General features: G+C 37.8%; 21 protein-coding genes. 13 read left to right on the top strand and 8 right to left on the bottom strand.

Annotation, left to right across the window (positions count from 1 at the left end; genetic code table 11):
- The first annotated feature begins 1 nt into the window (after position 1).
- Together gcvPA and gcvPB are read left to right on the top strand one after the other, a co-directional pair.
- Positions 2–1,351, top strand: a complete 1,350-nt coding sequence (gcvPA, locus tag NY10_RS05690; RefSeq protein WP_082664196.1) for an aminomethyl-transferring glycine dehydrogenase subunit GcvPA — start codon at positions 2–4, stop codon at positions 1,349–1,351.
- A complete protein-coding gene (gene gcvPB, locus NY10_RS05685) occupies positions 1,351–2,808 on the top strand; it encodes an aminomethyl-transferring glycine dehydrogenase subunit GcvPB (protein ID WP_082664195.1) in 1,458 nt (485 codons plus the stop codon). The genes gcvPA and gcvPB overlap by 1 nt, the downstream gene beginning before the upstream one ends.
- A gap of 46 nt (positions 2,809–2,854) precedes the next feature.
- Here gcvPB and NY10_RS05680 read toward each other — a convergent pair whose 3' ends face one another.
- Positions 2,855–4,219: an FAD-binding oxidoreductase gene (locus NY10_RS05680; protein WP_058919055.1), complete on the bottom strand. Its 1,365-nt coding sequence runs from the start codon at positions 4,217–4,219 to the stop codon at positions 2,855–2,857.
- Between the two features lie 376 nt (positions 4,220–4,595).
- Between NY10_RS05680 and NY10_RS05675 the strand changes: the two genes are divergently transcribed.
- Both NY10_RS05675 and NY10_RS05670 read left to right on the top strand, forming a co-directional pair.
- Positions 4,596–5,075 carry an Rrf2 family transcriptional regulator gene (locus NY10_RS05675; protein ID WP_058919054.1) on the top strand — a complete coding sequence of 160 codons (480 nt, stop codon included), beginning with the start codon at positions 4,596–4,598 and terminating at the stop codon, positions 5,073–5,075.
- A 22-nt stretch (positions 5,076–5,097) separates the two neighbouring features.
- Entirely contained in the window at positions 5,098–8,019 is a 2,922-nt protein-coding gene (locus NY10_RS05670) for a YhgE/Pip domain-containing protein (RefSeq protein ID WP_058919053.1), read from the top strand.
- 49 nt (positions 8,020–8,068) lie between these two features.
- On the opposite strand, the gene NY10_RS05665 is transcribed toward NY10_RS05670, so the two are convergent.
- The gene (locus NY10_RS05665) at positions 8,069–8,962 is read right to left on the bottom strand and encodes a DMT family transporter (protein ID WP_058919052.1); all 894 of its coding nucleotides are present in this window, start codon (positions 8,960–8,962) and stop codon (positions 8,069–8,071) included.
- A gap of 950 nt (positions 8,963–9,912) precedes the next feature.
- Here NY10_RS05665 and NY10_RS05660 point away from each other — a divergent pair.
- Both NY10_RS05660 and NY10_RS05655 read left to right on the top strand, forming a co-directional pair.
- Complete coding sequence (locus tag NY10_RS05660) at positions 9,913–10,383, top strand: GNAT family N-acetyltransferase (RefSeq protein ID WP_058919051.1); 471 nt, start codon at positions 9,913–9,915, stop codon at positions 10,381–10,383.
- 114 nt (positions 10,384–10,497) lie between these two features.
- Positions 10,498–10,989, top strand: a complete 492-nt coding sequence (locus tag NY10_RS05655) for an LURP-one-related/scramblase family protein (protein WP_231726774.1) — start codon at positions 10,498–10,500, stop codon at positions 10,987–10,989.
- Positions 10,990–11,120: 131 nt separating this feature from the next.
- Here the strand turns inward: NY10_RS05655 and NY10_RS05650 are convergent, their stop codons facing one another.
- The 4 genes from NY10_RS05650 to NY10_RS05635 all read right to left on the bottom strand — a co-directional run bounded on the left by NY10_RS05650 (position 11,121) and on the right by NY10_RS05635 (position 15,139).
- Positions 11,121–11,744 (bottom strand): YesL family protein, encoded by a 624-nt coding sequence (locus NY10_RS05650; RefSeq protein WP_058919050.1) that lies wholly within the window; start codon positions 11,742–11,744, stop codon positions 11,121–11,123.
- A gap of 49 nt (positions 11,745–11,793) precedes the next feature.
- Positions 11,794–12,558 carry a carbohydrate ABC transporter permease gene (locus NY10_RS05645; RefSeq protein ID WP_376821397.1) on the bottom strand — a complete coding sequence of 255 codons (765 nt, stop codon included), beginning with the start codon at positions 12,556–12,558 and terminating at the stop codon, positions 11,794–11,796.
- Positions 12,559–12,689: 131 nt separating this feature from the next.
- Positions 12,690–13,625 carry a carbohydrate ABC transporter permease gene (locus NY10_RS05640; RefSeq protein ID WP_058919048.1) on the bottom strand — a complete coding sequence of 312 codons (936 nt, stop codon included), beginning with the start codon at positions 13,623–13,625 and terminating at the stop codon, positions 12,690–12,692.
- A 173-nt stretch (positions 13,626–13,798) separates the two neighbouring features.
- The gene (locus tag NY10_RS05635) at positions 13,799–15,139 is read right to left on the bottom strand and encodes an ABC transporter substrate-binding protein (RefSeq protein ID WP_058919047.1); all 1,341 of its coding nucleotides are present in this window, start codon (positions 15,137–15,139) and stop codon (positions 13,799–13,801) included.
- A 492-nt stretch (positions 15,140–15,631) separates the two neighbouring features.
- Between NY10_RS05635 and NY10_RS05630 the strand changes: the two genes are divergently transcribed.
- From NY10_RS05630 to NY10_RS05615, 4 genes are all read left to right on the top strand, one after another.
- Positions 15,632–17,002, top strand: coding sequence for a hemolysin family protein (locus NY10_RS05630; protein WP_058919046.1), 1,371 nt, complete (start codon positions 15,632–15,634; stop codon positions 17,000–17,002).
- Positions 17,003–17,353: 351 nt separating this feature from the next.
- A complete protein-coding gene (locus NY10_RS05625) occupies positions 17,354–17,536 on the top strand; it encodes a hypothetical protein (protein ID WP_058920256.1) in 183 nt (60 codons plus the stop codon).
- A gap of 238 nt (positions 17,537–17,774) precedes the next feature.
- Positions 17,775–18,077 carry a phasin family protein gene (locus tag NY10_RS05620; protein WP_058919045.1) on the top strand — a complete coding sequence of 101 codons (303 nt, stop codon included), beginning with the start codon at positions 17,775–17,777 and terminating at the stop codon, positions 18,075–18,077.
- A gap of 36 nt (positions 18,078–18,113) precedes the next feature.
- Positions 18,114–19,706, top strand: a complete 1,593-nt coding sequence (locus NY10_RS05615; RefSeq protein ID WP_058919044.1) for an ABC1 kinase family protein — start codon at positions 18,114–18,116, stop codon at positions 19,704–19,706.
- Between the two features lie 66 nt (positions 19,707–19,772).
- On the opposite strand, the gene NY10_RS05610 is transcribed toward NY10_RS05615, so the two are convergent.
- The gene (locus NY10_RS05610; RefSeq protein WP_058919043.1) at positions 19,773–20,390 is read right to left on the bottom strand and encodes a DedA family protein; all 618 of its coding nucleotides are present in this window, start codon (positions 20,388–20,390) and stop codon (positions 19,773–19,775) included.
- Positions 20,391–20,456: 66 nt separating this feature from the next.
- A complete protein-coding gene (locus NY10_RS05605) occupies positions 20,457–21,746 on the bottom strand; it encodes a hydroxymethylglutaryl-CoA reductase, degradative (RefSeq protein ID WP_058919042.1) in 1,290 nt (429 codons plus the stop codon).
- A 354-nt stretch (positions 21,747–22,100) separates the two neighbouring features.
- On the opposite strand from NY10_RS05605, the gene NY10_RS05600 reads away from it, so the two are divergent.
- The 3 genes from NY10_RS05600 (at position 22,101) to NY10_RS05590 (ending at position 25,085) form a co-directional block, all read left to right on the top strand.
- Positions 22,101–22,322, top strand: a complete 222-nt coding sequence (locus tag NY10_RS05600) for a heavy-metal-associated domain-containing protein (RefSeq protein ID WP_058919041.1) — start codon at positions 22,101–22,103, stop codon at positions 22,320–22,322.
- A 153-nt stretch (positions 22,323–22,475) separates the two neighbouring features.
- Positions 22,476–23,189 carry a Crp/Fnr family transcriptional regulator gene (locus NY10_RS05595; protein ID WP_058919040.1) on the top strand — a complete coding sequence of 238 codons (714 nt, stop codon included), beginning with the start codon at positions 22,476–22,478 and terminating at the stop codon, positions 23,187–23,189.
- Positions 23,190–23,429: 240 nt separating this feature from the next.
- Positions 23,430–25,085 carry a peptide ABC transporter substrate-binding protein gene (locus NY10_RS05590; protein WP_058919039.1) on the top strand — a complete coding sequence of 552 codons (1,656 nt, stop codon included), beginning with the start codon at positions 23,430–23,432 and terminating at the stop codon, positions 25,083–25,085.
- The last annotated feature ends 2 nt before the right edge of the window (positions 25,086–25,087 follow it).

Genomic DNA, 25,087 nt, shown 5'->3' with positions numbered 1-25,087 from the left:
TGTGGGAAATGATTTTAGATACCTGCCGGATACGCAGCAAGATCAAGAAGAGATGCTGGCAGCCCTAGAGATTTCATCAATTGCTGAACTGTTTGCTGATGTCCCTGCTGATATTCGCCTAACAGAAGATCTAGCTATTCCAGCAGCTGTTCATGAATCTGCTTTAATGAAAAAAATGGAGCAGCTCGCGAATAAAAACAGCCATACGAATGGTTTTTCGCTGTTTTTAGGAGCTGGAACTTATGACCACTATATTCCAAGCGTAGTCGATCATGTGATTTCACGATCTGAATTTTATACAGCTTACACCCCTTATCAAGCAGAAGCCAGTCAAGGAGAACTGCAAGCTATTTTTGAATTCCAAACAATGGTCTGTGAATTGACGGGAATGGATGCTGCTAACTCATCATTATACGATGGGTTCACATCGATCGGAGAAGCGGCAACACTGGCTGTTCGAACAACTAAGCGTTCTAAAGTGGTCATTTCGAGAGGTGTCCATCCACAAGGCCGTGAAGTACTAAAAACCGTCTCTGGAGGATTCGATTATCAAATGGAAGAAGCTGTGTTAAGCAATGATATAACCGATTTAACTGCATTGAAAGCACAAGTGACTTCAGATACAGCCGCTATTATTGTGCAATACCCGAACTTTTTTGGTTCAGTTGAAGATTTAGCAGAGATCAAAGCTATTGCTGAAACGCAAAAAGCGTTATTGATCGTTGTTGCAAACCCATTAGCATTGGCTTTATTGGAAGCACCCGGAAATTTAGGAGCCGATATTGTTGTGGGGGACATGCAGCCAATGGGCTTAGCCATGTCATTTGGAGGACCGCATTGCGGTTATTTTGCTGTCAAGAAAAAATACATTCGCAAACTGCCTGGACGTATTGTCGGGCAATCGGTAGATAAAGAGGGCAAACGCGGATTTGTCTTGACCTTGCAAACACGAGAACAACACATCAAACGCGAAAAAGCAACGTCGAATATGAGTTCCAACCAAGCTTTGAATGCATTAGCTTCAGCTGTATTTATGTCAGCATTAGGAAAAGAAGGCATTCAAAAAATGGCTCAGTTGAATATCGAAAAAGCTGATTATATGGCAAAACGGCTACAAGAAAAAGGCTTTGCCATTAATAACCAGGCTCCATTTTTCAATGAATTCGTCGTTGAATTGCCTTTTTCAGTACGGCAAACCAATGAAAAACTGCTTGAACACAAAATGATCGGCGGATATGATTTAGAATCAGAGTATGGATTCAAAAATCATATGTTGGTAGCTGTGACGGAACAACGAACCAAAGAAGAAATAGATGGATTTGTTGAGGTACTGGAAGGGATGATAAATTGATGGACTACAATGACTTGATTTTTGAAATTAGCCAACCGGGTCGAATCGCTTCTAGTCTTCCTGAAAGCGATGTAGCTTCAATTGATTTGACAGCTAAATTTCCCGCGCATTTGGTTCGCAAAGCGCCTGCAGAATTGCCGGAAGTTTCAGAACCGCAATTGATGCGCCACTATACGGCTTTATCGAATAAAAATTTTGGTGTAGATAATGGTTTCTATCCTTTAGGCTCTTGTACAATGAAGTACAATCCGAAGATTAATGAAGACGTCGCACGTTTAGCTGGGTTTGCCAAGATCCACCCGTTCCAACCGGCTGAAACGGTGCAAGGCGCCTTTGAATTGATGTATGAGCTACAAGAAGATTTAAAAGTTATTTCTGGTATGGATGCCATCTCATTGCAGCCTGCTGCCGGAGCACAGGGCGAGTGGACTGGGTTGATCATGATGAAAGCCTTTCATCAAAAAAATGGAGATGGGGAGACGAGAACAAAAATTTTGGTGCCTGATTCGGCTCATGGAACCAATCCGTCTAGTGCTTTTATTGCTGGTTTTGATGTGATCGAAATTCCATCTAATAAAGAAGGTACAGTTGATTTGGAAGAACTGAAGAAACAGGTTGGACCGGATACTGCTGGACTGATGTTGACCAATCCAAATACTCTGGGGATATTTGAAAAAGATATTTTAGCGATGTCTGAAATCGTCCATGAAGCAGGCGGCTTGTTGTATTATGACGGAGCAAACTTAAATGCGATCATGGGAAAAGTAACGCCTGGAGCAATGGGATTCGATATCGTTCATTTGAATCTGCATAAATCTTTTAGTACACCTCATGGCGGCGGCGGTCCTGGTTCGGGTCCAGTTGGAGTCAAAGCCTTTTTAGAACCGTACTTGCCGATTCCTCGCATTGAAAGAAAAGGTGAACAATTTGGCTTAGCAGAAAATTATCCTCTGTCAATCGGACGTGTTAAAGGCTATTTTGGCAACTTTGGAGTGAATGTTCGTGCTTATACGTATATCCGTACAATGGGGCCTGTTGGGCTGCGTCAAGTAGCGGAAAGCGCTGTGCTGCACGCTAATTACTTGCGCAAACGACTAGAGCCGTATTTTGATGTCTCGCATAAACAGTTTTGCAAACACGAATTTGTTTTGTCTGGTTTAAGACAAAAGAAACTCGGAGTTCGCACGATGGATATGGCAAAACGTTTATTGGACTTTGGGTACTATGCTCCGACAGTCTACTTCCCATTGATTGTAGAAGAAGCGATGATGATCGAACCAACTGAAACTGAAACCAAAGAAACGTTGGATGCTTTTGCAGATACGCTGATCCAAATTGCTAAAGAAGTTGAAGAAACGCCGGAAGTTGTTTTGGAAGCTCCGCATCAAACATTTGTTAAACGGATGGATGAAGTACAAGCTGCTAGAAAATTAATCTTAACGTATAAAAAAGAATAAAGAATAGAGCTCTCTCAAACTAAAAGTTGAGAGAGCTCTATTCTGTTTAAATCACTTTAGATGGGTTCAAGCGCCCATCTGGATCGAAGACTTTTTTGATTTGGCGCATAAAATTCAAATAATTAGGATCGAACATTTTTTCGAAATGGCGTTTTTTGATAATACCAATGCCGTGTTCAGCAGAAGGCAAGCCGCCAAGTTCTTTTATTTTAGCGTACAACAAGTCCAAGACCTCATCGCGTTTGGTTTCCCATTCTGTTTGGTCAGTGATATCGCCACGTGTTACACACGTATGCAAATTCCCGTCACCAGCATGTCCAAAGCTGATCATTTTCAAGCCGCTATTTGCTTCAAGGTCTTTGGTGTACTGGTAAAGAGTTGAAATGTGGTTGATCGGAACCGATTCATCAAGAGTTACTTGTTCCGTATAGTTCACTACGGCAGTCAACAGTTTATCTCGCAACAACCAAGCCGTTTCTTCCAGCAGCGGATCCGTTAAAGAAATAAGTTCTACCGCATTATGCGGCAAAATACTGGCTTCGAGCAACGTTACACGGCGCTGGATCGATTCAAAATCATCGCCATCTAATGTGATCAATAAATAGGATTGACCTTTTTGGCTAGGAAATTTAAGGTTATTTTCTTTTTCGCTTAATTCAATGACATCGCGTTCAAAAAATTCTAATGCAGTGGGATCAACGCCGTTTTTCAAAATGGTCAAGACAGCATCTGTAGCTTCTCTTAAAGAAGGAAAAGCAGCTACCAAAGATAAGCTGGTTTTAGGCAGTGGAATCAGCTTCAATTTGATTTGAGTCGTGATGCCAAGTGTTCCTTCAGAACCAATGAATAAATCTTTCAAATCATAGCCTGAACTGTTTTTGATGTTCAAACTGCCTAAACTCAGCTCCTCGCCATTCGCTAAAATGACCTCTAATGCACGGACGTAATCTCTGGTCACGCCGTATTTGACAGCACGCATACCGCCAGCATTAGTCGCGACATTTCCGCCAATTGACGAATGTTTAGAACCAGGATCAGGAGGATAGAAGTATCCGCGGCTCTCAACGTATTCTTGAATATCTTGCAATAAAACTCCAGGTTCTACAGTCAACGTCATCGTTTCTGTATCTAAGTCAAGAATCCGGTTCATTAAGTGTAAATCAATGATCAATTCGCCTTTTACAGGAGAAGTTGCTCCAGATAACCCCGTTCCAGCACCGCGCGCAATAATCGGTAAATCTTCTTTATTAGCAAATTTAACTAATTCAAGAACTTCTTCTTTTGTTTTAGGCAATGCCACAGCATAAATCGCATCCGTTAAGCCGACGTATTCATCGTAACGGTAAGTATCGGGTATAGCCTTTCCAGTGAAAATTCGTTCTTCATCTTGAATGATGTCTGTTAATAACATATAAAAAACCTCCTTTAGTAACTAGGGAATGTGAAAAAGAAACCCTTTACATTCAGTGTGCACCATAAAAAAGCAAACTTCAAGAAAAAAGTAAGTTTCATTTTTATTTTTTGAAAACGAGCAGCTTAAAATAACATTGCGATGCAACGAACTAGCTAAATCTACAGTGGCTGGAGAACTAAACTCTATACAAAATAGATTAGGACCTTAAGAACTTTTTCAAAAAGAAGAGTGAATAGATTAAGTTTTTTTAATGTTTCTTTTTTTTTCTTGATTTCTTTTCTGAAAAGGAGTAAATTCAATCATAGACATTGAAAGTCCATAATGGATATTGAATGTATTTGAATATGAAGTGAAAATGAAAAGGGGCGAGAGTGTGAATTTGACTAAGGGATTGGAACAAGCAGTTTGTATCATCACTTTGTTGGCGACTCAAGACAAAAAATTTCCAATTGCTTCACATATTATTAACCAAAGACTAGAAGGAGCATCGCCTTCTTATGTAAAAAAAATTATTCGGAAATTAGTTGTGAATGGACTAGTAACATCTGTTTCTGGCAGCAATGGAGGCTTTCTGCTTGCGAAGAAGCCGGAAGAAGTAAACTTGTTAGAAGTCGTTGAAGCGCTGGAAGGACCGATTGTGACGTACCCCAATACAGGCATGATCAACCAGGTTTTTTCAGATATGGGGCCAACAGCAAACCAAGGAGAAAAAGTGCTGACAGAAGTTTTTAGACAAGCTGATGAGCAGTACACAAATCTTCTTCGTCAACAAACAGTGGCGCATTTGATTTACGAGTCTCTCGGACGTCGAGAAATTCCAGTAATAAATTGGAACGAAGTGATTGAAAGTTAACACACGTTAAGAAAGGCGTTGAATGGTTTTGATAGAAATGATAAAAAGCGAATGGAAAAAAATAACCAGCAACAAAATGTTGCTGATTTCTTGTTTGGTGATTTTATTTATCCCCATCTTATATGCCGGTTTCTTCTTGAAATCGAACTGGGACCCTTATGGCAATACGGACAAATTGTCAGTAGCAGTTGTGAATTTGGATGAAGCGGTCGACTACGAAGGCAAAGAATTGGATGTCGGTCATGAAATGGTGGATAATTTAAAAAACAATGACGCATTAGATTGGCATTTTGTTTCAGAAAGCGAAGCACAAAAGGGCTTGGCAGATCGTGATTACTATATGGTAATGACATTGCCCAAGGATTTCTCTAAAAATGCTGCTACATTGATGGACACCAAACCTGAAAAGATGAACATTACTTATGAAACAAACGGCTCATTGAACTTCATCGGTGAAGTTATCAGTAAATCGGCTGTTAAAGAGATTCAAACTGAAGTTTCAGCCAATGTGACCAAGGCTTATACTGAAGCTGTATTTGACCAAATCGGAACGATCGGTGAAGGGTTTTCAGAAGCTGCTGATGGTTCTAGTGAACTAGACGAAGGGGCAGATAAATTAAGTACAGGTAATGGAGAAATTACTGAAAACTTAAAAAAATTAGCGTCAAGTACACTGACCTTCAGTGAAGGAGCTGAAACGTTAGAAGTCGGTTTAGAACAATACACAGATGGTGTAGCCCAACTTAGTACAGGAGCTGCCCAATTGAATGAAGGGACCGGACAACTAGCTTCTAATGTCGGACCATTAAAAGACGGCGTTACTCAATTGAATAACGGCGCATCTGATTTGGCAGGTGGTTTAACGGCTTATACAGCAGGTGTCAGTCAGCTAGACGCTGGAGCAAGCCAACTAACGGCTAACAACGCTAAACTCCAAAATGGCGTTGCTAGTCTCAGCGGTGGAGTAGGTCAAGTCAAAGCAGGCAGCGACCAATTGTTGGCCGGCTTGAATCAACTATCAACACAAATCGGAAGCAGTATGTCTGATGAGAACCAAGATAATTTAGATGCTTTGACTGCTGGTTTGCCGCAGATCAATGCCGGTATTCAAGAATTAAATGCTGCTCTAAATGGAGAAGAAAGTTCAATAGATACCGAATCGATTACTGGATCGTTAACCAATGTCGGTGCAAATTTGGAAGGTATGAAAGCTGATTTGACAACAGCTGGTACAAACCTAACAGGTATGAAAGATAATTTAACGACTGCCGGCGCCAATCTGGCAGGCATTGGAACAGATACAGCAGCACTAGGAGAAAAAGCTCAAACGGATGCAGCCAGTACACTTAGTACCATTCAAAGTACTGCAGCGTTTCAAAGCTTAGACGAAACTCAACAAGCAGAATTGTTGGGAGCTTTACAAGAAGAACTGCAGGCACAAGGAACAGCTACTGCTGCTTCACTTGAAAGTATCGGTGAAAAAACAGCAGCAGCAGCTGAACATGTGTCAGCTGTAGGGAAACAAGCAGCAACAACTGGAGAGAGTGTTGCTGCAGTCGGAGAAAAAGCTACCAATGCAGGAGCGGCGGCTACCGAACTAGCAAATCAAATGACAAGTCTAAAGAAATTGACTGAAGAATTGCCTACGTTAATGGCTTCGGTCAATGAATTAGCTGAAAGCTCAAATGTTGCTTTACCTGGCGCAGCTCAAGCTATTACAGAATTGCGTGGCGGATTAACAGCTGTTCAGACGGCTTTAAACCAAACTGGTGAAGGATCTAATAAAGGCGTCATTCAAGGGATGTCTGAATTGAATCAAGGCCTAGCAACCCTTCAAAGCGGATTGCAAGGCGACAATGGCTTAGTATCAGGAATTACTGAATACACAAATGGCGTCAGCACATTGCAAAATGGTGCGGATCAGTTAATAGCCAACTCTGGAGCTCTAAATTCAGGAGCAACAGAATTAAGCGGCGGCATCAACCAAATAGCTGGTAAATTGCCAACACTGATTGATGGAGTCAACCAATTAAATGCTGGTTCGGCTCAATTGGCGCAAGGAACCAATCAATTAACTCAAAATTCTGGAGCCTTGCTTAGCGGGGCCGGTCAATTAGCAAATGGAGCAGACCAAATCAATGATGGTTCTACTCAATTAGCCGATGGATCAGAAACCTTAGGTGAAGGATTGGATACATTGAAAGATGGCACCCACACCTTAGCCACTAGTTTACTAGACGGGGCAGAAACAGTGAATGACATCAATCCAACAGATGCTAATTTTACGATGTTCTCAGACCCGACTAAATTAACACACAAAGAATACAGTCATGTACCAAATTATGGTGCAGCGCTGGCTCCTTACATTATGTCAATGGCCTTGTATGTCGGCGCAGTGGTGTTTAATACGATTTACCCTGTTCGTAAAAAAGCCGTCGCTGGTAAATCTGGATTGGCATGGTGGGCTAGTAAAATGTCAGTTGCACTGCCAGTCGCTGTCTTAATGGCTTTGATCGAAGGTGGCATTCTATTGCTGCTTGGTTTACAAGTACAAGCAGTAGGGCAATTTTTTGTAATGGCTGTGTTAGCAGGATTAGCGTTCATGTCGATCGTCTTATTCCTGACCATCACATTAGATAACGTTGGACGCTTTATCGCCATGTTATTATTGATTGTTCAACTGGGCGGTTCGGGTGGAACATTCCCGATGCCGTTGACAAATAGCTTCTTTAACGCGATTCATCCTTTCTTGCCGATGTCTTACTCTATTTATGGTTTCAGACAAGCCATCACTGGAGGAATGGGTCAAAACTTATACATGCAAAGTATCTTGATTTTACTGAGTGTATTTGTAGTATTCAGCGGTTTATTGTTGCTGTTTATGACCGTTTCTCAAAAGAAAAATGTTGAGACAACAGAGAACGAAGAAACGTTAACAGCATAAAAAAACAAGCGGTCTGCTTTTCTCATTGAGAAGAGCAGACCGCTTTTATTTATTCAAAACCTAAGATGAAGATCCCGACCATAATACCTGCAATAACTAAGTATTGGCTTCTGGTTAATTTTTCTTTTAAGAAAATGCGGGAAAGAATGACTGAAACGATACTGTAACAAGAAATCAGGGGTGTGACAATAATAGCATTGCCCGCGATAGCATAGACGTAGAAAAATTGTCCGAACGTTTCAAACAAGGCTGCATAGCCTTTTGTTCTTTCTTCAAAAAGATTAAACGATTGTTTTTTTATACCAATCAGGTAAATACCAGCTAAAATAGCACAAATCAGAAATGTAAGCTCATAAGAAGTGTTGGCTTGGTTTTCACTCATAACTTTATCTAAGATAAAAGCATCAGCAAAAGTCCCAACACCGTCGATAATGGCATATAAGATGGGTAAAATAATGGCAAGTGCACCAATTTGATATTTTCGATCAATTTTTTCTTTGTGTCTCATTCTGTCCAAATCAGCTTCTCTTTTTTCAAAGATGGACAACAACAAGATACCCACTGAAATAAGAGCAACAGCAAAAAACTGCAGACCGGTCATGACTTGCCCTAGAAAAATGAATGTCAGCAAAGAGGCAATAGCTCCGGATGAGTTCATCACAGGGGATGAAACGGATAGTTCGATATAACGCAATCCAATATATCCAATCGTCATCGAAAGGATGTACATGCTGGAAACCGGTAAGTAACGAATGATATTCATGGGATCATAAGAAATATCGGTAAATAAAATCGTCCAAAAGGCATGAATACCCATAACTAGACCGACCATCATCACAATTCTTAAATGGCTGTAAGGGTCTTTTGGATTTGTTCCTTTCTTATAAAATAAATCTGCTGCTCCCCAAGAGAAAATAGAGATCAATGTAAAAACAAACCACATACTCTTCACCTTTTCATATTTATAAATTTGCGAATAACTTATGTAGAACAGACAATGGAATGAATGCTAAAACGTCTGTTAATTTCGCCTTATTTATAGTAGCACAAAATGATCGTAAAATAATAGAAATAAAAAAATCTATGAAAAAAAATTAAAACATAAGATTAAGGGTTGCCTATCTAGGCAATAGCATAATGGATAAGCATCCCAACCCTTTTAAGTACCTTAAGTCTTTGAAATTTCTATCAATAAGGTAGGCAAATTCCTTTTAAGTACCTTAAGTCTTTTGAATTTCTACCGATAAGGTAGGCAAACTTCTTTTAAGCACCTTAAGTCTTTGGAATTTCTATCAATAAGGTAGGCAAACTTCTTTTGAATATAATAAAGAGTTTAAATCCCTACCTATTTAAAAAAATCGATAGTATCCTTCTTTTTCCATATGGTCCCATTACTTGATTAATAGGAGAAGAGCAACTATACTAAATTTGAGTTTAGAATTTAGGAAAGCATAGGTAAGGAAGCTGTGAAGTAATTCACTTTAAAGCAGAAAATTTTAACGACCAAATAACAAAAGAAAAGCTGATCTGGCTTTATTTGGTATGAATAAAAACATCTGAAAGTGGATTGATTTCAATGAGCTGTAGTTGCCTAAACCTTATCCTAATGCGGTTAGGTTTATTAAGAATAGCCCAAGAAACGATCTTCTTCAGAGTTGAAGGAGGTTTTTTTGTGTTAATTGAAGTACACAATTGTGAAAAACCAGCTTTTTGCTATCCCTGAATAGTATGTTTATGAAAATGGTCGAATTGAAATCATAGGGCGAAACGGCTCTTGTAAAACAACCTTATTGAATGTCTTAGCTGAACGTTATGCACAAACGAGGTTTATCGAACAACTGCTGAAAACAATGAAGCAGTTAAAAACGACTGAGAAATGAGAGGATGTTGGAGATGAACCAAAAGGTGGTTTTCGAAAAACTAGCGGTCAAGGAGCGCACGCAGTATCTAGAGCTTTTCTTACTGGCTGATGAAAGCGAAGCGATGGTTGATCGCTACCTTAATAAGGGCGAAGCGTATTTGATCCAAATAGAAAAAAAAACAATTGGAGTCATCTTGTTTACCTTTTCCGATCCGCAAACGGTCGAAATAAAAAACATCGCTATCGAACCACGTTATCAAGAACAAGGCATCGGAAAGCAGACACTAGCACTTGCAGAAAGCCATTATGCTGCAAAAGGGTTTAACACGATGGTCGTTGGTACGGCTAACTCTAGCATCTCAGCTATCGTTTTTTATCAAAAAGCAGGATTCAGAATAAATAGTATAAAAAAAGATTTCTTTCTTCATTATCCAGAACCAATCGTGGAAGATGGTATTCCAGCTATCGATATGCTCATCTTTGAAAAAAAGTTAAAAGTCTAACGTCTAACCGATAGACAATCAAAACCTTTTAGTAGTGAGCTTAAAGTGGCAAACAATATCTTATAGCTTTATAATGGGGGGACGATAGAGGATAACTAAAAGAAAGCTGGTGTAATGATGAAACTATTTATTAAGGAAAAACGTTTTTCATGGCGCGATACTTTGATTGTTCGAGACGAGCAGGATAACGTTGTTTACGAGGTTAAAAGCGAGTTGCTTTCGATTGGAAATAAAGTCCATATTCAAGATCAGGAAGGCAAAGAAGTAGCTTCTATTGAGGAAAATAAAATGGGGTTTTCACCTAAATATACGGTTTACCAAATGGATAAAAAGGTAGCGGTGCTTAAAAAAGATAAAAACTTGATTGGTTCGGATTACACGATTGAAAAATTAGATTGGAAAATCACCGGACATGTAGAAAAAGATGACTTCCATATTAAAAAAGGTTTTGGCACCATTGCTACGTTCAAGAAAAAATTCCTTTCTATTGGAGATGTTTTTGTCTTAGATGTGGATCATGAAGAAGATACTGTAATGGCGTTAACCGTTGTTATAGCCATTTGGTGTCTGAAGCTGGATGCTGAAGAAGCTGAAAAAAAGGAATAGAGTCACGCTCTAAGCCGACCTCAAATTTGAATGTAAAAAAAACGTGCATTGCCTATTGTTATTGCAATAGGCAGAGCACGTTTTCTATTAGAACGGCCGCAAAGCAACTCTTTAAAAAGAGTCCTTAATTCTTATTCTGAAGGGACTGGTTCAGTTGTATCGTATTTTTGCAAAGAGTGGGAGGCCATTTTAAAGGCGACCATAGCAATGACGCTGACCGAAAAGAAAAAACTTAATGCCGGCCAAAATACATTTACGCCAATAACAACTGCTACAGTAAGCAGCATAGACAAGGTCACGAAAGGCTGCGTGAGACCAATAGTCAGTGCTAAAAAATAAACTTTGTAAATCGGCAATTTGTATTGAACAAAAATAGGGAAACTGTAAAGAACCATAATACTAAATAAAAGGGTCAAAGTGTAAATGGCATAGCGCAGGATAAGTAATCCATCAGATGTTTGTCCTGCCGTGTAATAGATATCTACGATCAAGACGACACTGATAAGAAGTAAAGGCAATCCTACTTTATAACTATGCCAAAAGCTTTTTCGAAATTCGTAAAAAAATGTTTTGAAAATCGGGATTTTTTTATTCCCTTTTTCCCAACTCCGAATGACTTCGAATAAAGCCACCAACGAGGGAATCAATGTGATCAGCGGAATTGAAAATAAGATAAAAACAAGGTTCAATGTAGCTAATCGGGCTGCCCATTCAGTACCGACAATAATGGCTTCTGAGAATTTCTTTTTTTCCATAATTTGAACCTCCTAACGAAAACTCTGGAACTAAAGGTAAATTTGTCATCTACCCTTTAGAACCAGCCGTTAAATCCATACCTTCGATAAAGTAACGTTGTGCAAAGAAGAAGAGCAAGACAGTAGGCAGCAAGACTAAGGTTGCACCAGCCATCAAATAATTCCATTGCGCAGTAGCTTGACTTTGGAAAGTCTTCAATCCAATTTGAAGTGTGTACATTGATTCCTCATGAATATAAAGCAAAGGCCCTAGAAAGTCATTCCATGCTCCGTTAAAAGCACCAATAGCAATCGTAATGATTGCAGGCTTTGTTAAAGGAATCATCAGACGGCTCCAAATATAAATGTGATTCGCTCCATCTATTTTAGCTGCTTCAACTAATTCGTTGCTGATGGACATATAAAATTGCCGCATAATAAAAATACTAAAGGCATTTCCAAAAAACGAGGGTACGATTAACGGCAAATACGTTCCGACCCAGCCGATTTTTGAAAATAAGACGTATTGCGGAATCATGGTAACAAATCCTGGAATCATCATAGTTGTTAAGACAAGTGAAAACAAGAGATTGCGCCCAGGAAAACTGATTTTTGCAAAACCATAAGCAATAAAAGAATTAGATAACACATTTCCAATAACAACAAAGAAAGTGATAAATAAAGTATTCAAAGCATAACGGAAGAACGGGAAAGTTTTAATGGTTTCAACATAGTTTTCCCAATGAATTTCTTTAGGAAACAGTGTTGGAGGAATACGGACTATTTCCGACATCGGCTTCAATGAAGTTGAAATCATCCAAACAATAGGAGACATCAAAACGATGCTCACAGTAATCAATAAGATAAAAATAATTATCTTTAATGTTCTTTCTGATTTTTTCTTACTTTTAAAATGATTCTTTTTTACAGTTATTTTGGCTTCCGTTGCTGCAACAGTTTTTTCCATTAACTATTCCCTCCTTCATACCGTACCCAGAGAGGCGCAAGTTTAAGGTTGATGAGTGTTAAAATAAAGACAATGAAGAATAATCCCCAAGACATCGCCATAGCGTAGCCCATATCAAAAGCTACAAAGGCTTTATTCCACATATGCAAATTATAGAAAAGCAGAGAGTTGGCAGGTCCGCCTGTTCCACTATCGGTCATAATGTAAGCCTCTTGGAAAATTTGAAAAGATCCGATGATCGATGTGACCACGTTATAAAAAATAATCGGGGTGATCATCGGCAGTGTGATATGCCAAAAGCGTTTGAAAGTATTCGCTCCATCTAATTCTGCAGATTCATAAAGTTGCGTGGGGACGTTCTGCAATGTAGCTAAGAAAAGCAGCATTGAACCGCCTACGCTCCACAAGCTCATAATAATAAGTGCTGGTTTTGTCCATTGGGGATCAAACAGCCAGGCAGGTCCTGTAATACCAATGTAACTTAAAACAGTATTGATCAATCCGGTGGAAGGGGCCAGCAATTGCATCCATAATACATAAACAGCAACTCCTGATAGAATAGCGGGCATATAAAAAATAGTTCTAAAAAATTTTATTCCCCGCATTTTTTGATTCAATAATACGGCCATTAAAACCGCTCCAACTGCATTTAGAGGGACACTGAACACAACGTAATAAAGAGTATTGTAAAGGGATTTCCAGAACAAACCATCTTGTGTAAACATTCTTTTATAATTGTTGAACCCAATCAAATCCATCTTAGAAGTTAGGTTGTAGTTTGTAAAACTTCCATATAAAGAAAAAAGCATCGGTCCCATTAAAAAGGCAACAAAACCAATAATAAAAGGAGAAACAAAAAGAAGTCCCCATAAAGCTTCTTGTCGTTTTAATTTAGTCCATTTTGTTTTATTCTTATTTTGTTTTCGAGATAGCATCGAATTCACCACATTTCTTTTTTTTGAAAGCGACGTTTGAAACGCTAAGAGCTAAGTATGTTTAGTAAAAAAATAAAAGCTAGGACAAGCTTGAAAGGCAACTTTTTAATTAAGCTACCTTTCAAGTTTGCTGCCATAGCTTTTTTTGCAAGTTTGTTTATACAGTGGAAGAACTAGTTGTTTTGTTCAACAAGATTTTCTACAGATTTTTGTGCATCATCCAAAGCTTCTTTGGCTGATTTGTTTCCTAACATAGCCGCATCGATTTCTGTATTGACTAAAGGTAAATAGTCAGGTGCAGAAAGGGGGACAGGCGTGATGACAGTTGTTTCAAGAGCCTCATTAGCTATTTCATAAATCATTTGTCCATTCTCGTCAAGTTCAGAACTTTTTGCTAAGCTTTCATTAGCAGACTGGTTAGCCATAATATCAAAACCTTGTGAGCCCCAGTATTCTTGAACATCATCACTAGTTAAATATTTAATGAATTCCCATGAAGCATCTGGGTTTTTAGCACCGTAAGGAATCTCGGCTGTAAAGCCTCCACCCCAACTATAGTGACCAGATCCTTCTGTTTTTTCTGGTAAAAGAGCAACGCCAAAATTGACGTCTTGGTCCAATTGCTGCAGTTCAACAAAGTAATTGATATTCTGACCTCTCATAGCCACAAGTTCCGAAACAAATGGATCGGCTATACCAGCTCCAAATTCAGCTTCATAAGATTCTACAGTGCTTTTACCGATATGATTTTGCCAATCTAACACCCACTGTAACGATTCGACTTTATTAGGTGTGTTGATTTTTACTTCATCTTTACTATCAAACCAGCTGGTACCATTATCAGCGTTGATAGCCCAGACATCCTCGCCAGTACTCCAAAGCGGATAAAACCCGATAGTTTTCCATTTGTCGCCGTCTTTTTCTTCTAGAGCTGAAGCATATTCTTCTAAGTCAGCCCAAGTTGCAGGAGGGGTTTCTGGATCTAAACCAGCTTTTTCAAATAAGTCTTTATTATAAAATAGGACCTGAGTATCTGTGTTGAAAGGAAGACCATAAACTTCATCTTCATAGGTGGCTGCATCTAAAAGCTGAGGATAAAAGCGCGATTCGATTTCTTCATCTTCTTTGTCAATATATGGTTGAAGATTGATGGCTTGATTTGCGTCTGCACGTTGTTTTACAGAGTTGATGTCTTGAATGATTACATCTGGCGGATTTCCTGCAGCTACTGAAGCAAGAGATTTTGTCCAAATGTCCCCCCAAGGCTGATAAACATGTTTTACCACAATGTCGTCTTGTTTTTCATTAAAATCAGTAATAATTTTGTTGACTGCTTCGCTCCGTGGGCCGGATCCCCAGAAACTCCAAAATTCAATTTCAACTGGTCCATCACCAGCATTGGTGCCTGGTTTTCCAGTAGCGGAATCGTTATTGCTGCCGCATCCTGCTAACAGCAATACAGCTCCTACAGACAAAACGAGTGACACTAAAGAACGCTTAGTAAATTTTTTCATGCTTTTCCCATCCCATCTTTTTTATTAGTTGTCTGTTAAAATAATGATTTAAAAAGTTCATTTATAATGACATAAACCATTGATAGCTTTTATGGGATCACCTCCTGCTAGTTCCTTTTTTATGTATAAAAGGTTGCTTTATCAAAATTGGAAAGCTAGAAAAAGCAAGCCCTTACATTTAAGCATTTCTCAATAATCAGTTTGCTAAAAACCTACTTCAACTACTTTCAGAGATCATGCCGAGAACCTCCAAATAATCAATAGAGAACCAAATCAACCCTTTTTTCGTAGAAGCGCTTCTCTTCTCTAAAAGTATACCATTAAAGATTTTTTGTCAATTTAAACGGCCATTAATCCTTCAACAAAGCTGTTTTGTATTAGATTTAACAGAACGGAAATTATTTACTGAAATCCAGTAGAATTTTAATTTGAATTGTGGTAGTATTGTATAATTACAAAAAAATACAAAAAAGAAAAAGGAGACAATGATAGATGGACTCAGACCCCGATAGTCAGTCGTTAGCAGTACAGATTCTGATCATAGTAATATTGACCGCACTTAATGCATTTTTTGCAGCAGCAGAAATGGCATTTGTTTCATTAGATCAACGCAAAATAAAGGAGACTGCTTTACAAGGAGATAAAAAATCGCTTAACATTCTAAAATTATTAGGCAACCCAGATAATTTTTTAGCCACTATCCAAGTAGCTATTACGTTAGCTGGATTCTTCTCAAGTGCATCCGCAGCAACTAGTTTTGCTGTTCGCTTAAAACCGATTTTAACGAATGTTCCTGGTGGGGAACAAATTGCTGTTGTAATAGTGACCATCGCACTTTCTTATATTACGCTCGTATTTGGTGAATTGTATCCAAAACAAGTAGCCTTGCAAAAAGCTGAAGAAATTGCAAAGTTAACTGTGGGCCCTATATTACTCGTTCAAACGTTTGCTATGCCTTTCGTGAAACTACTGTCATTCTCAACCAGCATTTTGAAAAGAATGACTCCGATTGATTTTAACAATGAAGAAGAGAAGATGACTCGTGATGAATTTCGTGCTTACTTAGAAAATAGTCAAAAAGAAGGAGCCATCGACCTTAACGAATTCTCGATGTTAAGAGGCGTCATGTCAATGGATACGAAAATGGCCAAAGAGATCATGGTACCTCGAACCGATACTTTTATGATCGACTATAAGGATGGAAATAAAAAAAACATTCCACTATTATTGGATTGCAGATATTCACGTGTTCCTGTGTATGAAACTGACAAAGATAACATTATCGGTGTCTTGCACGTAAAAAGCTTATTGCAAGCTTCTAGGACAACAAACCTTGATGAAATTAATATTAGAGAAATTATGAATACCCCATTATCTGTTCCGGAAACCATCTATATGAATGATTTGCTGTATGAAATGAAACATACGCGTAATCAGATTGCTATTTTAAATGATGAGTATGGAGGAACAGTAGGAATCGTAACATTAGAAGATTTATTGGAAGAAATCGTAGGCGATATTGACGACGAATACGATGAAACGCATCAATTAGTCGAACAGTTAACTGAAAATCGTTACTTAGTAGCTGGATCAACGCCTCTTTCCAAGTTCAATGAATTTTTTGATACCAACATTAAATCAAACAATGTAGATTCTATTGCCGGATACTTTATAACTGAATATGGAAATATTCCGCAAAAAGGAGAAAAAATCAGTATAAAGCATAAAAATTATGTTTTTACAGCTAATGAAATTGAAGGTTCAAGGGTAATGAGTCTGTTTATTGAACGAAATGCAGACAGTGTTGACAATAAGGCAGCTGTCCAGAAAATAGTATCAAATGACCAGCTTCAACTGCAATAAAAGGATCAGACAATCACTGAACCCTTAAAACGTATGACAGTATAAAGCTGTTATGCGTTTTTTTGTGGTTCGAACATTATTGATGTTAATAAATGAAATGTATGTAGTCCACAATCTTGATAGTTCTGCTTGTTGGGACTTAATTAAGCATATTAACTAAAGTAATAAGAACAAAACGTTAGATAAGGCAAACAATCATTGATCTAAAGAGTCAGTGTAATGAAGCCGATTGTTGGTAGTCGGTAAAAAGAACAAAGGAACAAAAGTGTAGTTAATTGTTATTTAATTTTAAGGAGGGTATACTTAACTTGTAGCAAAATTACTTTTTAGGAGGAATTTATAATGAGTTATATGACTGAGTCAGATGTAACAAGTTTATTGAATGAATCAAAAAAAGAATTGGATCGCCTTACGACAAAGCGTACGGAAGATTTAGGGAATTCAATTAATTACATTGAAAATGAACTTGAGATCCAACGCACACAAGGTAAAATTACAGCTTATGAATATGTCTTGAATGCAGATGCTAACTAAGCAATATACCAAATTGATTTTAATCTTCCAATAAGAAAAAGAAGCAGGTTTTAGACTGCTTCTTTTTCTATCTAAAAATCGTCTAACGAGAAGAAGTAAAAAAAGAAAAAATATCTCAAGTGAAGCGGTTTCATGGTATACTAATGAGAATAACAACACCTCTAGAGAATCCATCTTCTAACTGCTAACGACACGAAACAGGATAGCTGTTGATAAAAATACAAGGAGGAAAAAAACAATGGATGAATTTAAAAAAATAATCTTAGCTGGTATTGGCGGAGCATCTGTAACGTATGAAAAAATGGAAGACACCCTTAACAAACTGGTTGTTAAAGGCAGGCTGACAGTTGATCAAGGGAAGTTATTAAGTCAAGAATTAGTCCGGAAGAAAAAAGAGAAAAACTCAGAGGAAGAATTGAGTCGAGAAGATGTGCAAGAATTATTGATGGCTATGAATGTTGCACAACGAAAAGATATTGAAGAATTAGAGAAGAAGGTTGATCAATTAAACGAAACGATTGATAAACTGATCAACAAATAATAATAAGACTTAAAAAGCAGGAGGTGGAGAGCATCTGTGAGAGATCGTGATCGATTTAGAGAAATTGTTGGGGTATTGACGGCTTATGGTTTTGGACATATTTACAATACAAAAATTCGGACTCAAAAAAAAGAGTTGGACCCGAAAAATTTACGTAAAGCTTTTGAAGAATTGGGTCCCAGTTTTATTAAAATAGGACAAATCATTTCAACAAGAAGAGATATCTTGCCGAAAGAATACATTGATGAATTGTCTAAACTGCAAGATGCTGCTCCACCCTTTCCATTTGAAGATGTTCGAAGAATTTTTAGAGAAGAATTTAACCAAGAATTAGAAGATGTTTTTGAAAGTGTAGCAAGAAAACCCATTGCTAGTGCTTCAATTGCGCAGGTTCACCGCGGTCGGTTATTGAATGGGAAAGAAGTGGTTTTAAAAGTTCAACGGCCTAGTATAGAAGAAAGCTTTTTAAGAGATATCGATTTATTCATTAGAATTGTATCTAAAGCTGAAAACATGTTGAAAGAAATTGTGGTCGATCCAGTTGCGGCATTTAAAGAGATTCGGGAAACGACTAAAGTTGAATTAGATTTTCGCAACGAAGTACATTACATGCTTAAATTTAAAGAATTAAACGCTGATATTGCCTGTGTTGGTGCTCCCGCAGTGTTTACAGAACTTAGTTCAAAACGAGTGATCGTCCAAGAATATATCGAAGGATTGAAAGTAACACATACAGAAGCATTGCTTGATGCAGGATATGATTTGGACGATATTGGCCAAAAATTACTGTTATCTTATCTATCTCAAGTTTTTCACGATGGTTTTTTCCATGGAGATCCTCATCCAGGAAATTTGATTATCAAAGAAGGAAAGATTTACTACATTGATTTTGGTATTATGGGAGAATTATCTAAACCGAATAAAGAAGTATTGAACCAATTATTGAAAGCTATTGTTTTAAAAGATATCAATTTATTGATTCATTTGATTTTGCAGATGGGCATTCAAAAAGGCCGAGTGGATCGCAATGAATTATATGAAGATTTGTCTTATCTGTTTGATACGTATTTTTCGACTAATTTGAGCAATATCCATATTGCCAGTGTCTTAACCGATATGTTCGAAATGACCAGCAGGCACAATTTGGCAATGCCCAGTGATCTAATTACCTTGGTAAAATCAATGACTATCTTAGAAGGAGTCATTACCGATTTATCGCCAGAAGCTAATTTGATACAGATCACAAAAAGTTACCTGAAAACAAGCGGAACGTTTAGTGCACGTGATTTATTAGATACGGAAGAAGCATTGTTGCGAACGTATCAATTTGTTAGTCATTCAGCTAAATTGCCAAGTCAGCTATCGACTTTTTTAGATGACTTGATCAATGGACGCAGCAAATTTACAATCGACTTGGCAGGTATGGACGAAAAATGGATAGGTATCAATAAAATGGTGAATCGTTTAGTTTTTGCTCTCATTGTTTCTGCTTTAATCATTGCATCCGCTTTTGTTGTCATAGCCACAAAAGGTACACAGCTGTCTATTATTGGAGTAGCAGGCTTTTTAGCTGCTGGCTTTTTAGGATTGTGGCTTTTGATTTCCATTATTCGATCCGGCAATCTCTAGAACAAAAACCCCTATAAGTCGTTAGAGCAGAGAATCTCTCATGACTTACAGGGGTTTTATTTAGTATTAGTTGGTTTTTTCAGTTTTTTTTCTTTTGAAGAACCAAATGATAAAAGCAATTGCAGCAATGGCAATCACAGCGTAAGCGATGTGCGAATAGATGTCCATATAATGGACGATAACTTCCCATTGTGAACCTACAGCGGCGCCTAAATAAATCAAAATGGTATTCCAAATCAATGTACCGATAGTTGTCAAAGTAATAAATAGTCCGAAGTTCATATTGGACATTCCGGCTGGGATTGAAATCAAACTTCTGATCAGCGGAATGAAACGGCAAAAGAAAACAGTCCATACGCCATGCTTATCAAACCAGCGATCGGCTTTATGAATATCCTTTCTAGTTAAACGTAAGATATGACCCCAACGGTCTACGATTTTTTCTAACCGTGCAACATCTAACAACAACCCAATACCATAAAGAATCACAGCACCGATCACAGCACCAATGGTTGAAGCAATAATCATTCCCAGAATATTTAAACTAGTGCCTGTCGTCATAAAACCGCCAAAGGTTAAAATAACTTCTGATGGAATCGGCGGAAAAACATTCTCGATCATAATTAAAAATGCTACCCCGATATAACCAAATTGTTCCATAATACCTTGAATCCAAGCTTCCATAATTAATCTCCTTAGTGTTAAAATCATTTTTTTACTTCATGCATTAAAGAATAATAGTCTAATATATTACAAGTTGTTTTTTGCTTTATCTAGTAAAGCTTTAGCAGTTTCCAAGTTCATATGAGGTGCTTTTTTTAACTCATCGGCAACTGCTTCAATCCAATGATCCGTTGCTCCAGCACTGATTGCCAAAGACTTAGCGTGCAGTCCCATATGCCCTTTTTGGATGCCTTCCGTTACTAAAGCTTTAAGAGCTGAAAAATTTTGTGCTAGTCCAATGGAAACAATCACTGATTCTAATTCTTTAGCATTTTTAACACCTAGTAAACGCTGACTGAATTGAGCAGTGGGGTGAATGGAGATTGATCCTCCAACAAAACCAATGGGCATGGGCAAGGTCAAACTGCCGAGTAGATCTCCATTATCAGCTTTTTTCCAAGTGGAAAGAGCCCGGTATTGTCCTGATTTAGCAGCATAGGCATGAGCACTTGCTTCAATTGCCCGCCAGTCATTGCCGCTTGCTAAAACAACCGCATCAATGCCGTTCATGATCCCTTTGTTGTGGGTTACAGCTCGATAAGGATCAGCATAGGCAAATTGAGCAGCTTCGATTAAACGATCGCGGACTGCTTCACCTGACAAATCACCACGCTTTAATAAGTTTAACGGAACTCTGCAAGTAGCAGTCGCTAAGCATTCTGTAGCGTAGTTTGAAAGGATGCTCATTAAAACCTTTCCTTCGGTCAATAGTTCTAAATAAGGAGCAATAGCCTCCATCATAGTATTGACGATATTAGCTCCCATTGCTTCTTGAACATCGATATAAACATGAACGACTAAGAATTCAGGAGACTCTTCAGTCGCTTCAATCAAACGAATCGCGATATCGTCTGCTCCGCCGCCACGTTTTACGATAGAAGGATGAGCTTGATTAGCTTTGTTAAGGATGTCTTTTTTATGTAGCTTTAATTGTTTTTGAGCGTGTGTTGTATCTGGAACTGCTTTTAACGCCACTTGTCCGATCATCCGCCGTTTTGTTATGCAGGTTTCAAATCCGCCTGCTTGAGCAATAAGTTTGGCAGCAGAGCTGGCTGCAGCAACTACAGAAGGTTCTTCAGTAACCATCGGGACAGCATATTCTTTGTCATCCACTATTAAATTCAGCGCCACACCTAAGGGCAAAGCATATTGTGTCAATTGGTTTTCTACCATACTATTAGCCAATCCGTCAGATAAAAGAGGAGTTTCTTTTAAAAACTGTTCATCCTCTGATGTAAGGATTTGTGCCTCTAAAAGTGCTTGGACTTTTTCTTGTTTGGATTTTTTATAAAACTTTGAAAAATAAGCAGCAGCCATTTTTTAAACCTCTTTCTATATATAAAGTAGAAAATTAGCTCGTTTATTATCTTAGCATAGAACGATGCCCAGCTCTAGCTTAAAGTTATTATCTTAAGAGAAACCTTAACTATTAAATCAACGCTAATGGTTGATAAGGAACTGACAAAGCGATAATCCTATATAACCTGCATACTGAAAAATAATCGGCTAAACTTGATCAGCATCAATGTTTGTTAGAAGAGCAGCCGGTATACTAACAGTAGAAATAAGAACAAGAGCAAATCAGAAACAATAAAGCGAAAAGCTCGATTTGCATCCTGCTTTTTATTTACTAGCTTTAAAAATACAAATAAAGTATAGGAGGAAACAAACATGAGTAAAGCCGTTTATCAATTAGAACCGTTAACTTGTCCATCTTGTATCAAAAAAATTGAAACAACTCTAAGCAAAACAGCAGGTGTTGAATCTGCAAAATTGATGTTCAATTCCAGCAAAGTCAGAACCGAATTTGATGAAAACGAAATTAAAGCGGATAAAATTGAAGAAACCATTACAAAACTAGGTTATCCAGTTTTGTCTGTCAAGGTATCTTAATAGCCAGCAAAAAGATTCTGACGTTGTTTCGTTAGAATCTTTTTCAATTTGTAAATGAAGTGCTGTAAGCAGCTAGCTTTAGAGTTATAATGACAGAAGACAGTTTGAAAAATTGGCAAATAGAGTTATATTAGGTTACCGGAGGGGAAAAAAATGAGAAAAGAAGATACCGGTGCTGGTCATAATCCGCACCATCATTCACATTCACATAAATCGTGCGTTTCTTTGGTTCCAATTTTTAACCACTTAGAAGAAGAACAAATGAACGAAATAACAAAAACCATCCATTCTATAAACTATAAAAAAAGCGAAACTGTTTACCACGCCGGAGAACAGTCCGATTCTTTGTTTATTGTCAATAAGGGGAAAATCCGAGTTTATCGTTTATCAGAAAGCGGAAAAGAACAGTTAGTTCGCATTTTAATGCCGGGAGATTTTACAGGAGAATTGGCATTATTCACTGAAACCACCTATGTATCGTTTGCCGAAGCCATGGTAGAGACTAGTGTTTGTAGGATCAAACGTACTGATTTTCAAAATTTATTGTTACAATATCCAACGATTTCTTTAAAAGTGCTAACGGAATTTTCTAAGCGGCTGGCGCAATCGGAAAAACAATCCATGCGCTTCGCCACTGAAAAAGTAGAGACACGCATCGCATTATTTTTAGCTGAATGTTTCGATAGTGAAAATCAAACGGATACTATCGAATTGCCTATGAGCAAAAAAGACCTAGCTTCTTATCTAGGAACTACTCCAGAAACAATCAGTCGAAAGTTTACAGAATTAGAAGCACAAGGTCTGATCGAACAAAAAACACATAAATTAATCAAAGTGTTGGACTTGGATGGCTTATTGTTAAATTGAATTGAAACAATTAGTAAAGGACAAAAATAAACTAGAAAGTTACTATTCTAGTTCATTTTTGTCCTTCTTTTTAATGATTAGTTTAGTATAAGAATAAGTACATAAATATCAAAACATTTAAAAGTATTGAATTGCCATTCCAATAGTGTTACATTGTTTTATAACCTTAATTTAACCTTATTCTAATATTTGGTTAATTAATAAAAAAGGAATGAAATTATTTTAAGAGGAGGATTTAATATGACAGTCAAAAGAAAGATAGCCGGAAGTACACTAGTAGCTTTAACCAGCTTATTAATGGCATGCGAAAACGCAGAGACAGATGGGACAGCAGCATCTAGTTCTCAAAAAAATTCGACTGAACAAACAATTAGTTTAATGGCTGTCCAAGAAATCGGCTCCATGAACAGTCTTTTGTCACAAGATTCTGATGGCTTTACCGCGCAAAGCCAAGTTTTTGAAGGATTATATCGGTTAGATGAAGAAGACAATGTAGTTCCTGCTTTAGCAGCGGGCATGCCGGACATTTCTGAAGATGGCTTAACCTATACGATTAAAATGCGAGAAGATTCTAAGTGGTCTAATGGCACAAAAGTGACAGCACATGATTTTGTGTATGCTTGGAAAAAACTGGCGGATCCTGATACAGCAGCCAACTACGCCTTTCTTCTAGATGGAACTATTTTAAACGGCAGTGAAATTACGTTAGGCAAAAAGTCCGTTGATGAACTTGGAGTAAAAGCAGTAGATGACTATACTTTAGAGGTTAAATTACAAAATCCAACGACTTATTTCTTATCTCTTTTAGCATTTAATCCTTTCTATCCGCAAAATGAAGAGTATGTTGAGTCAGAAGGAGATGCTTATGCCTCAACGAGCGATCATATGATTTACAACGGACCTTTTACAATGACAGATTGGTCAAATGCTGGGTCAAGTTGGTCATTAGTCAAAAATAAAGATTATTGGGATGCAGAAAATGTTAAAGCAGATGAAATTGATTTCCAAGTTATTAAAGAAACTGGAACAGCATTGAATCTATATGATGCAGGCGAACTGGATCAAGCCGTTATTTCGGGAGAATACGTAAACCAAAGAAAAAATGATCCGGAATACCTTTCAACACCGAATGCTTATGTTTCTTATTTTAGAATGAACCAATTACGAAATGGTTCAGATACTATTTTTGCCAATGAGAATGTCCGAAAAGCTGTAGGGTATGCAGTAGACAAGGAAGCATTGGTAAACAACGTGTTACAAGATGGTTCGGTAGCTACTTATGGATTTGTGCCGCATGGCTTTGTTAAAAATCCAGAAACGGGAGAAGATTTCCGCGAAGAAGCAGGAGATTTCCTGGTAACGGATAAAGACCAAGCGTTAAGTTATTGGAAAGAAGCACAAAAGGAGATAGGCGAAACCATTAAAATTGAATTATTAACAAGTGACGGAGAAGCAGATAAGAAAGTTGCCGAATATTTGCAAAGTCAATTACAAGACACACTACCTGGTTTAAACTTAACAATTCGAGCAGTTCCGTTGCAAAACTCTATTCAACTAACAAGAAATTCTGATTACGATTTAGCATTTGGTCGCTGGGGTCCTGATTACCAAGATCCAATGACTTTCTTAGCTAATCATTTAAGTGGCGGAAATGCCAATTACAGCAATTCAGAATATGATGGCTTATTGGAGGAAGCTTCAACAACCCTGGCGAATGAGCCAGAAGCTCGTTGGGAAGCTTTGATTAAGGCAGAAACGATTCTTATTGAAGAAGATGCGGGTATTGTACCGGTTTATCAACAATCTACAACCGTGCTGCAAAAAGATAATCTAAAAGGAATTGTACAACATAACTTTGGCAGTCCTTATGACTACAAAGGTGCGTATAAAGAGTAAAG

Source organism: Carnobacterium sp. CP1 (assembly GCF_001483965.1).
Taxonomy (GTDB): domain Bacteria; phylum Bacillota; class Bacilli; order Lactobacillales; family Carnobacteriaceae; genus Carnobacterium_A; species Carnobacterium_A antarcticum.
Note: the sequence above shows the minus strand (reverse complement) of the source record. Positions and strands in the feature narration are given on the sequence as shown.

Coding starts and splice junctions, on each gene's coding strand:
- gcvPB (WP_082664195.1), top strand. CDS start 1,351: ATGGACTACAATGACTTGATTTTTGAAATTAGCCAACCGGGTCGAATC.
- NY10_RS05680 (WP_058919055.1), bottom strand. CDS start 4,219: ATGTTATTAACAGACATCATTCAAGATGAAGAACGAATTTTCACTGGA.
- NY10_RS05670 (WP_058919053.1), top strand. CDS start 5,098: ATGGTTTTGATAGAAATGATAAAAAGCGAATGGAAAAAAATAACCAGC.
- NY10_RS05665 (WP_058919052.1), bottom strand. CDS start 8,962: ATGTGGTTTGTTTTTACATTGATCTCTATTTTCTCTTGGGGAGCAGCA.
- NY10_RS05660 (WP_058919051.1), top strand. CDS start 9,913: ATGAACCAAAAGGTGGTTTTCGAAAAACTAGCGGTCAAGGAGCGCACG.
- NY10_RS05655 (WP_231726774.1), top strand. CDS start 10,498: ATGATGAAACTATTTATTAAGGAAAAACGTTTTTCATGGCGCGATACT.
- NY10_RS05650 (WP_058919050.1), bottom strand. CDS start 11,744: ATGGAAAAAAAGAAATTCTCAGAAGCCATTATTGTCGGTACTGAATGG.
- NY10_RS05645 (WP_376821397.1), bottom strand. CDS start 12,558: ATGTCTCCTATTGTTTGGATGATTTCAACTTCATTGAAGCCGATGTCG.
- NY10_RS05640 (WP_058919048.1), bottom strand. CDS start 13,625: ATGCTATCTCGAAAACAAAATAAGAATAAAACAAAATGGACTAAATTA.
- NY10_RS05635 (WP_058919047.1), bottom strand. CDS start 15,139: ATGAAAAAATTTACTAAGCGTTCTTTAGTGTCACTCGTTTTGTCTGTA.
- NY10_RS05630 (WP_058919046.1), top strand. CDS start 15,632: ATGGACTCAGACCCCGATAGTCAGTCGTTAGCAGTACAGATTCTGATC.
- NY10_RS05625 (WP_058920256.1), top strand. CDS start 17,354: ATGACTGAGTCAGATGTAACAAGTTTATTGAATGAATCAAAAAAAGAA.
- NY10_RS05620 (WP_058919045.1), top strand. CDS start 17,775: ATGGATGAATTTAAAAAAATAATCTTAGCTGGTATTGGCGGAGCATCT.
- NY10_RS05610 (WP_058919043.1), bottom strand. CDS start 20,390: ATGGAAGCTTGGATTCAAGGTATTATGGAACAATTTGGTTATATCGGG.
- NY10_RS05605 (WP_058919042.1), bottom strand. CDS start 21,746: ATGGCTGCTGCTTATTTTTCAAAGTTTTATAAAAAATCCAAACAAGAA.
- NY10_RS05600 (WP_058919041.1), top strand. CDS start 22,101: ATGAGTAAAGCCGTTTATCAATTAGAACCGTTAACTTGTCCATCTTGT.
- NY10_RS05595 (WP_058919040.1), top strand. CDS start 22,476: ATGAGAAAAGAAGATACCGGTGCTGGTCATAATCCGCACCATCATTCA.
- NY10_RS05590 (WP_058919039.1), top strand. CDS start 23,430: ATGACAGTCAAAAGAAAGATAGCCGGAAGTACACTAGTAGCTTTAACC.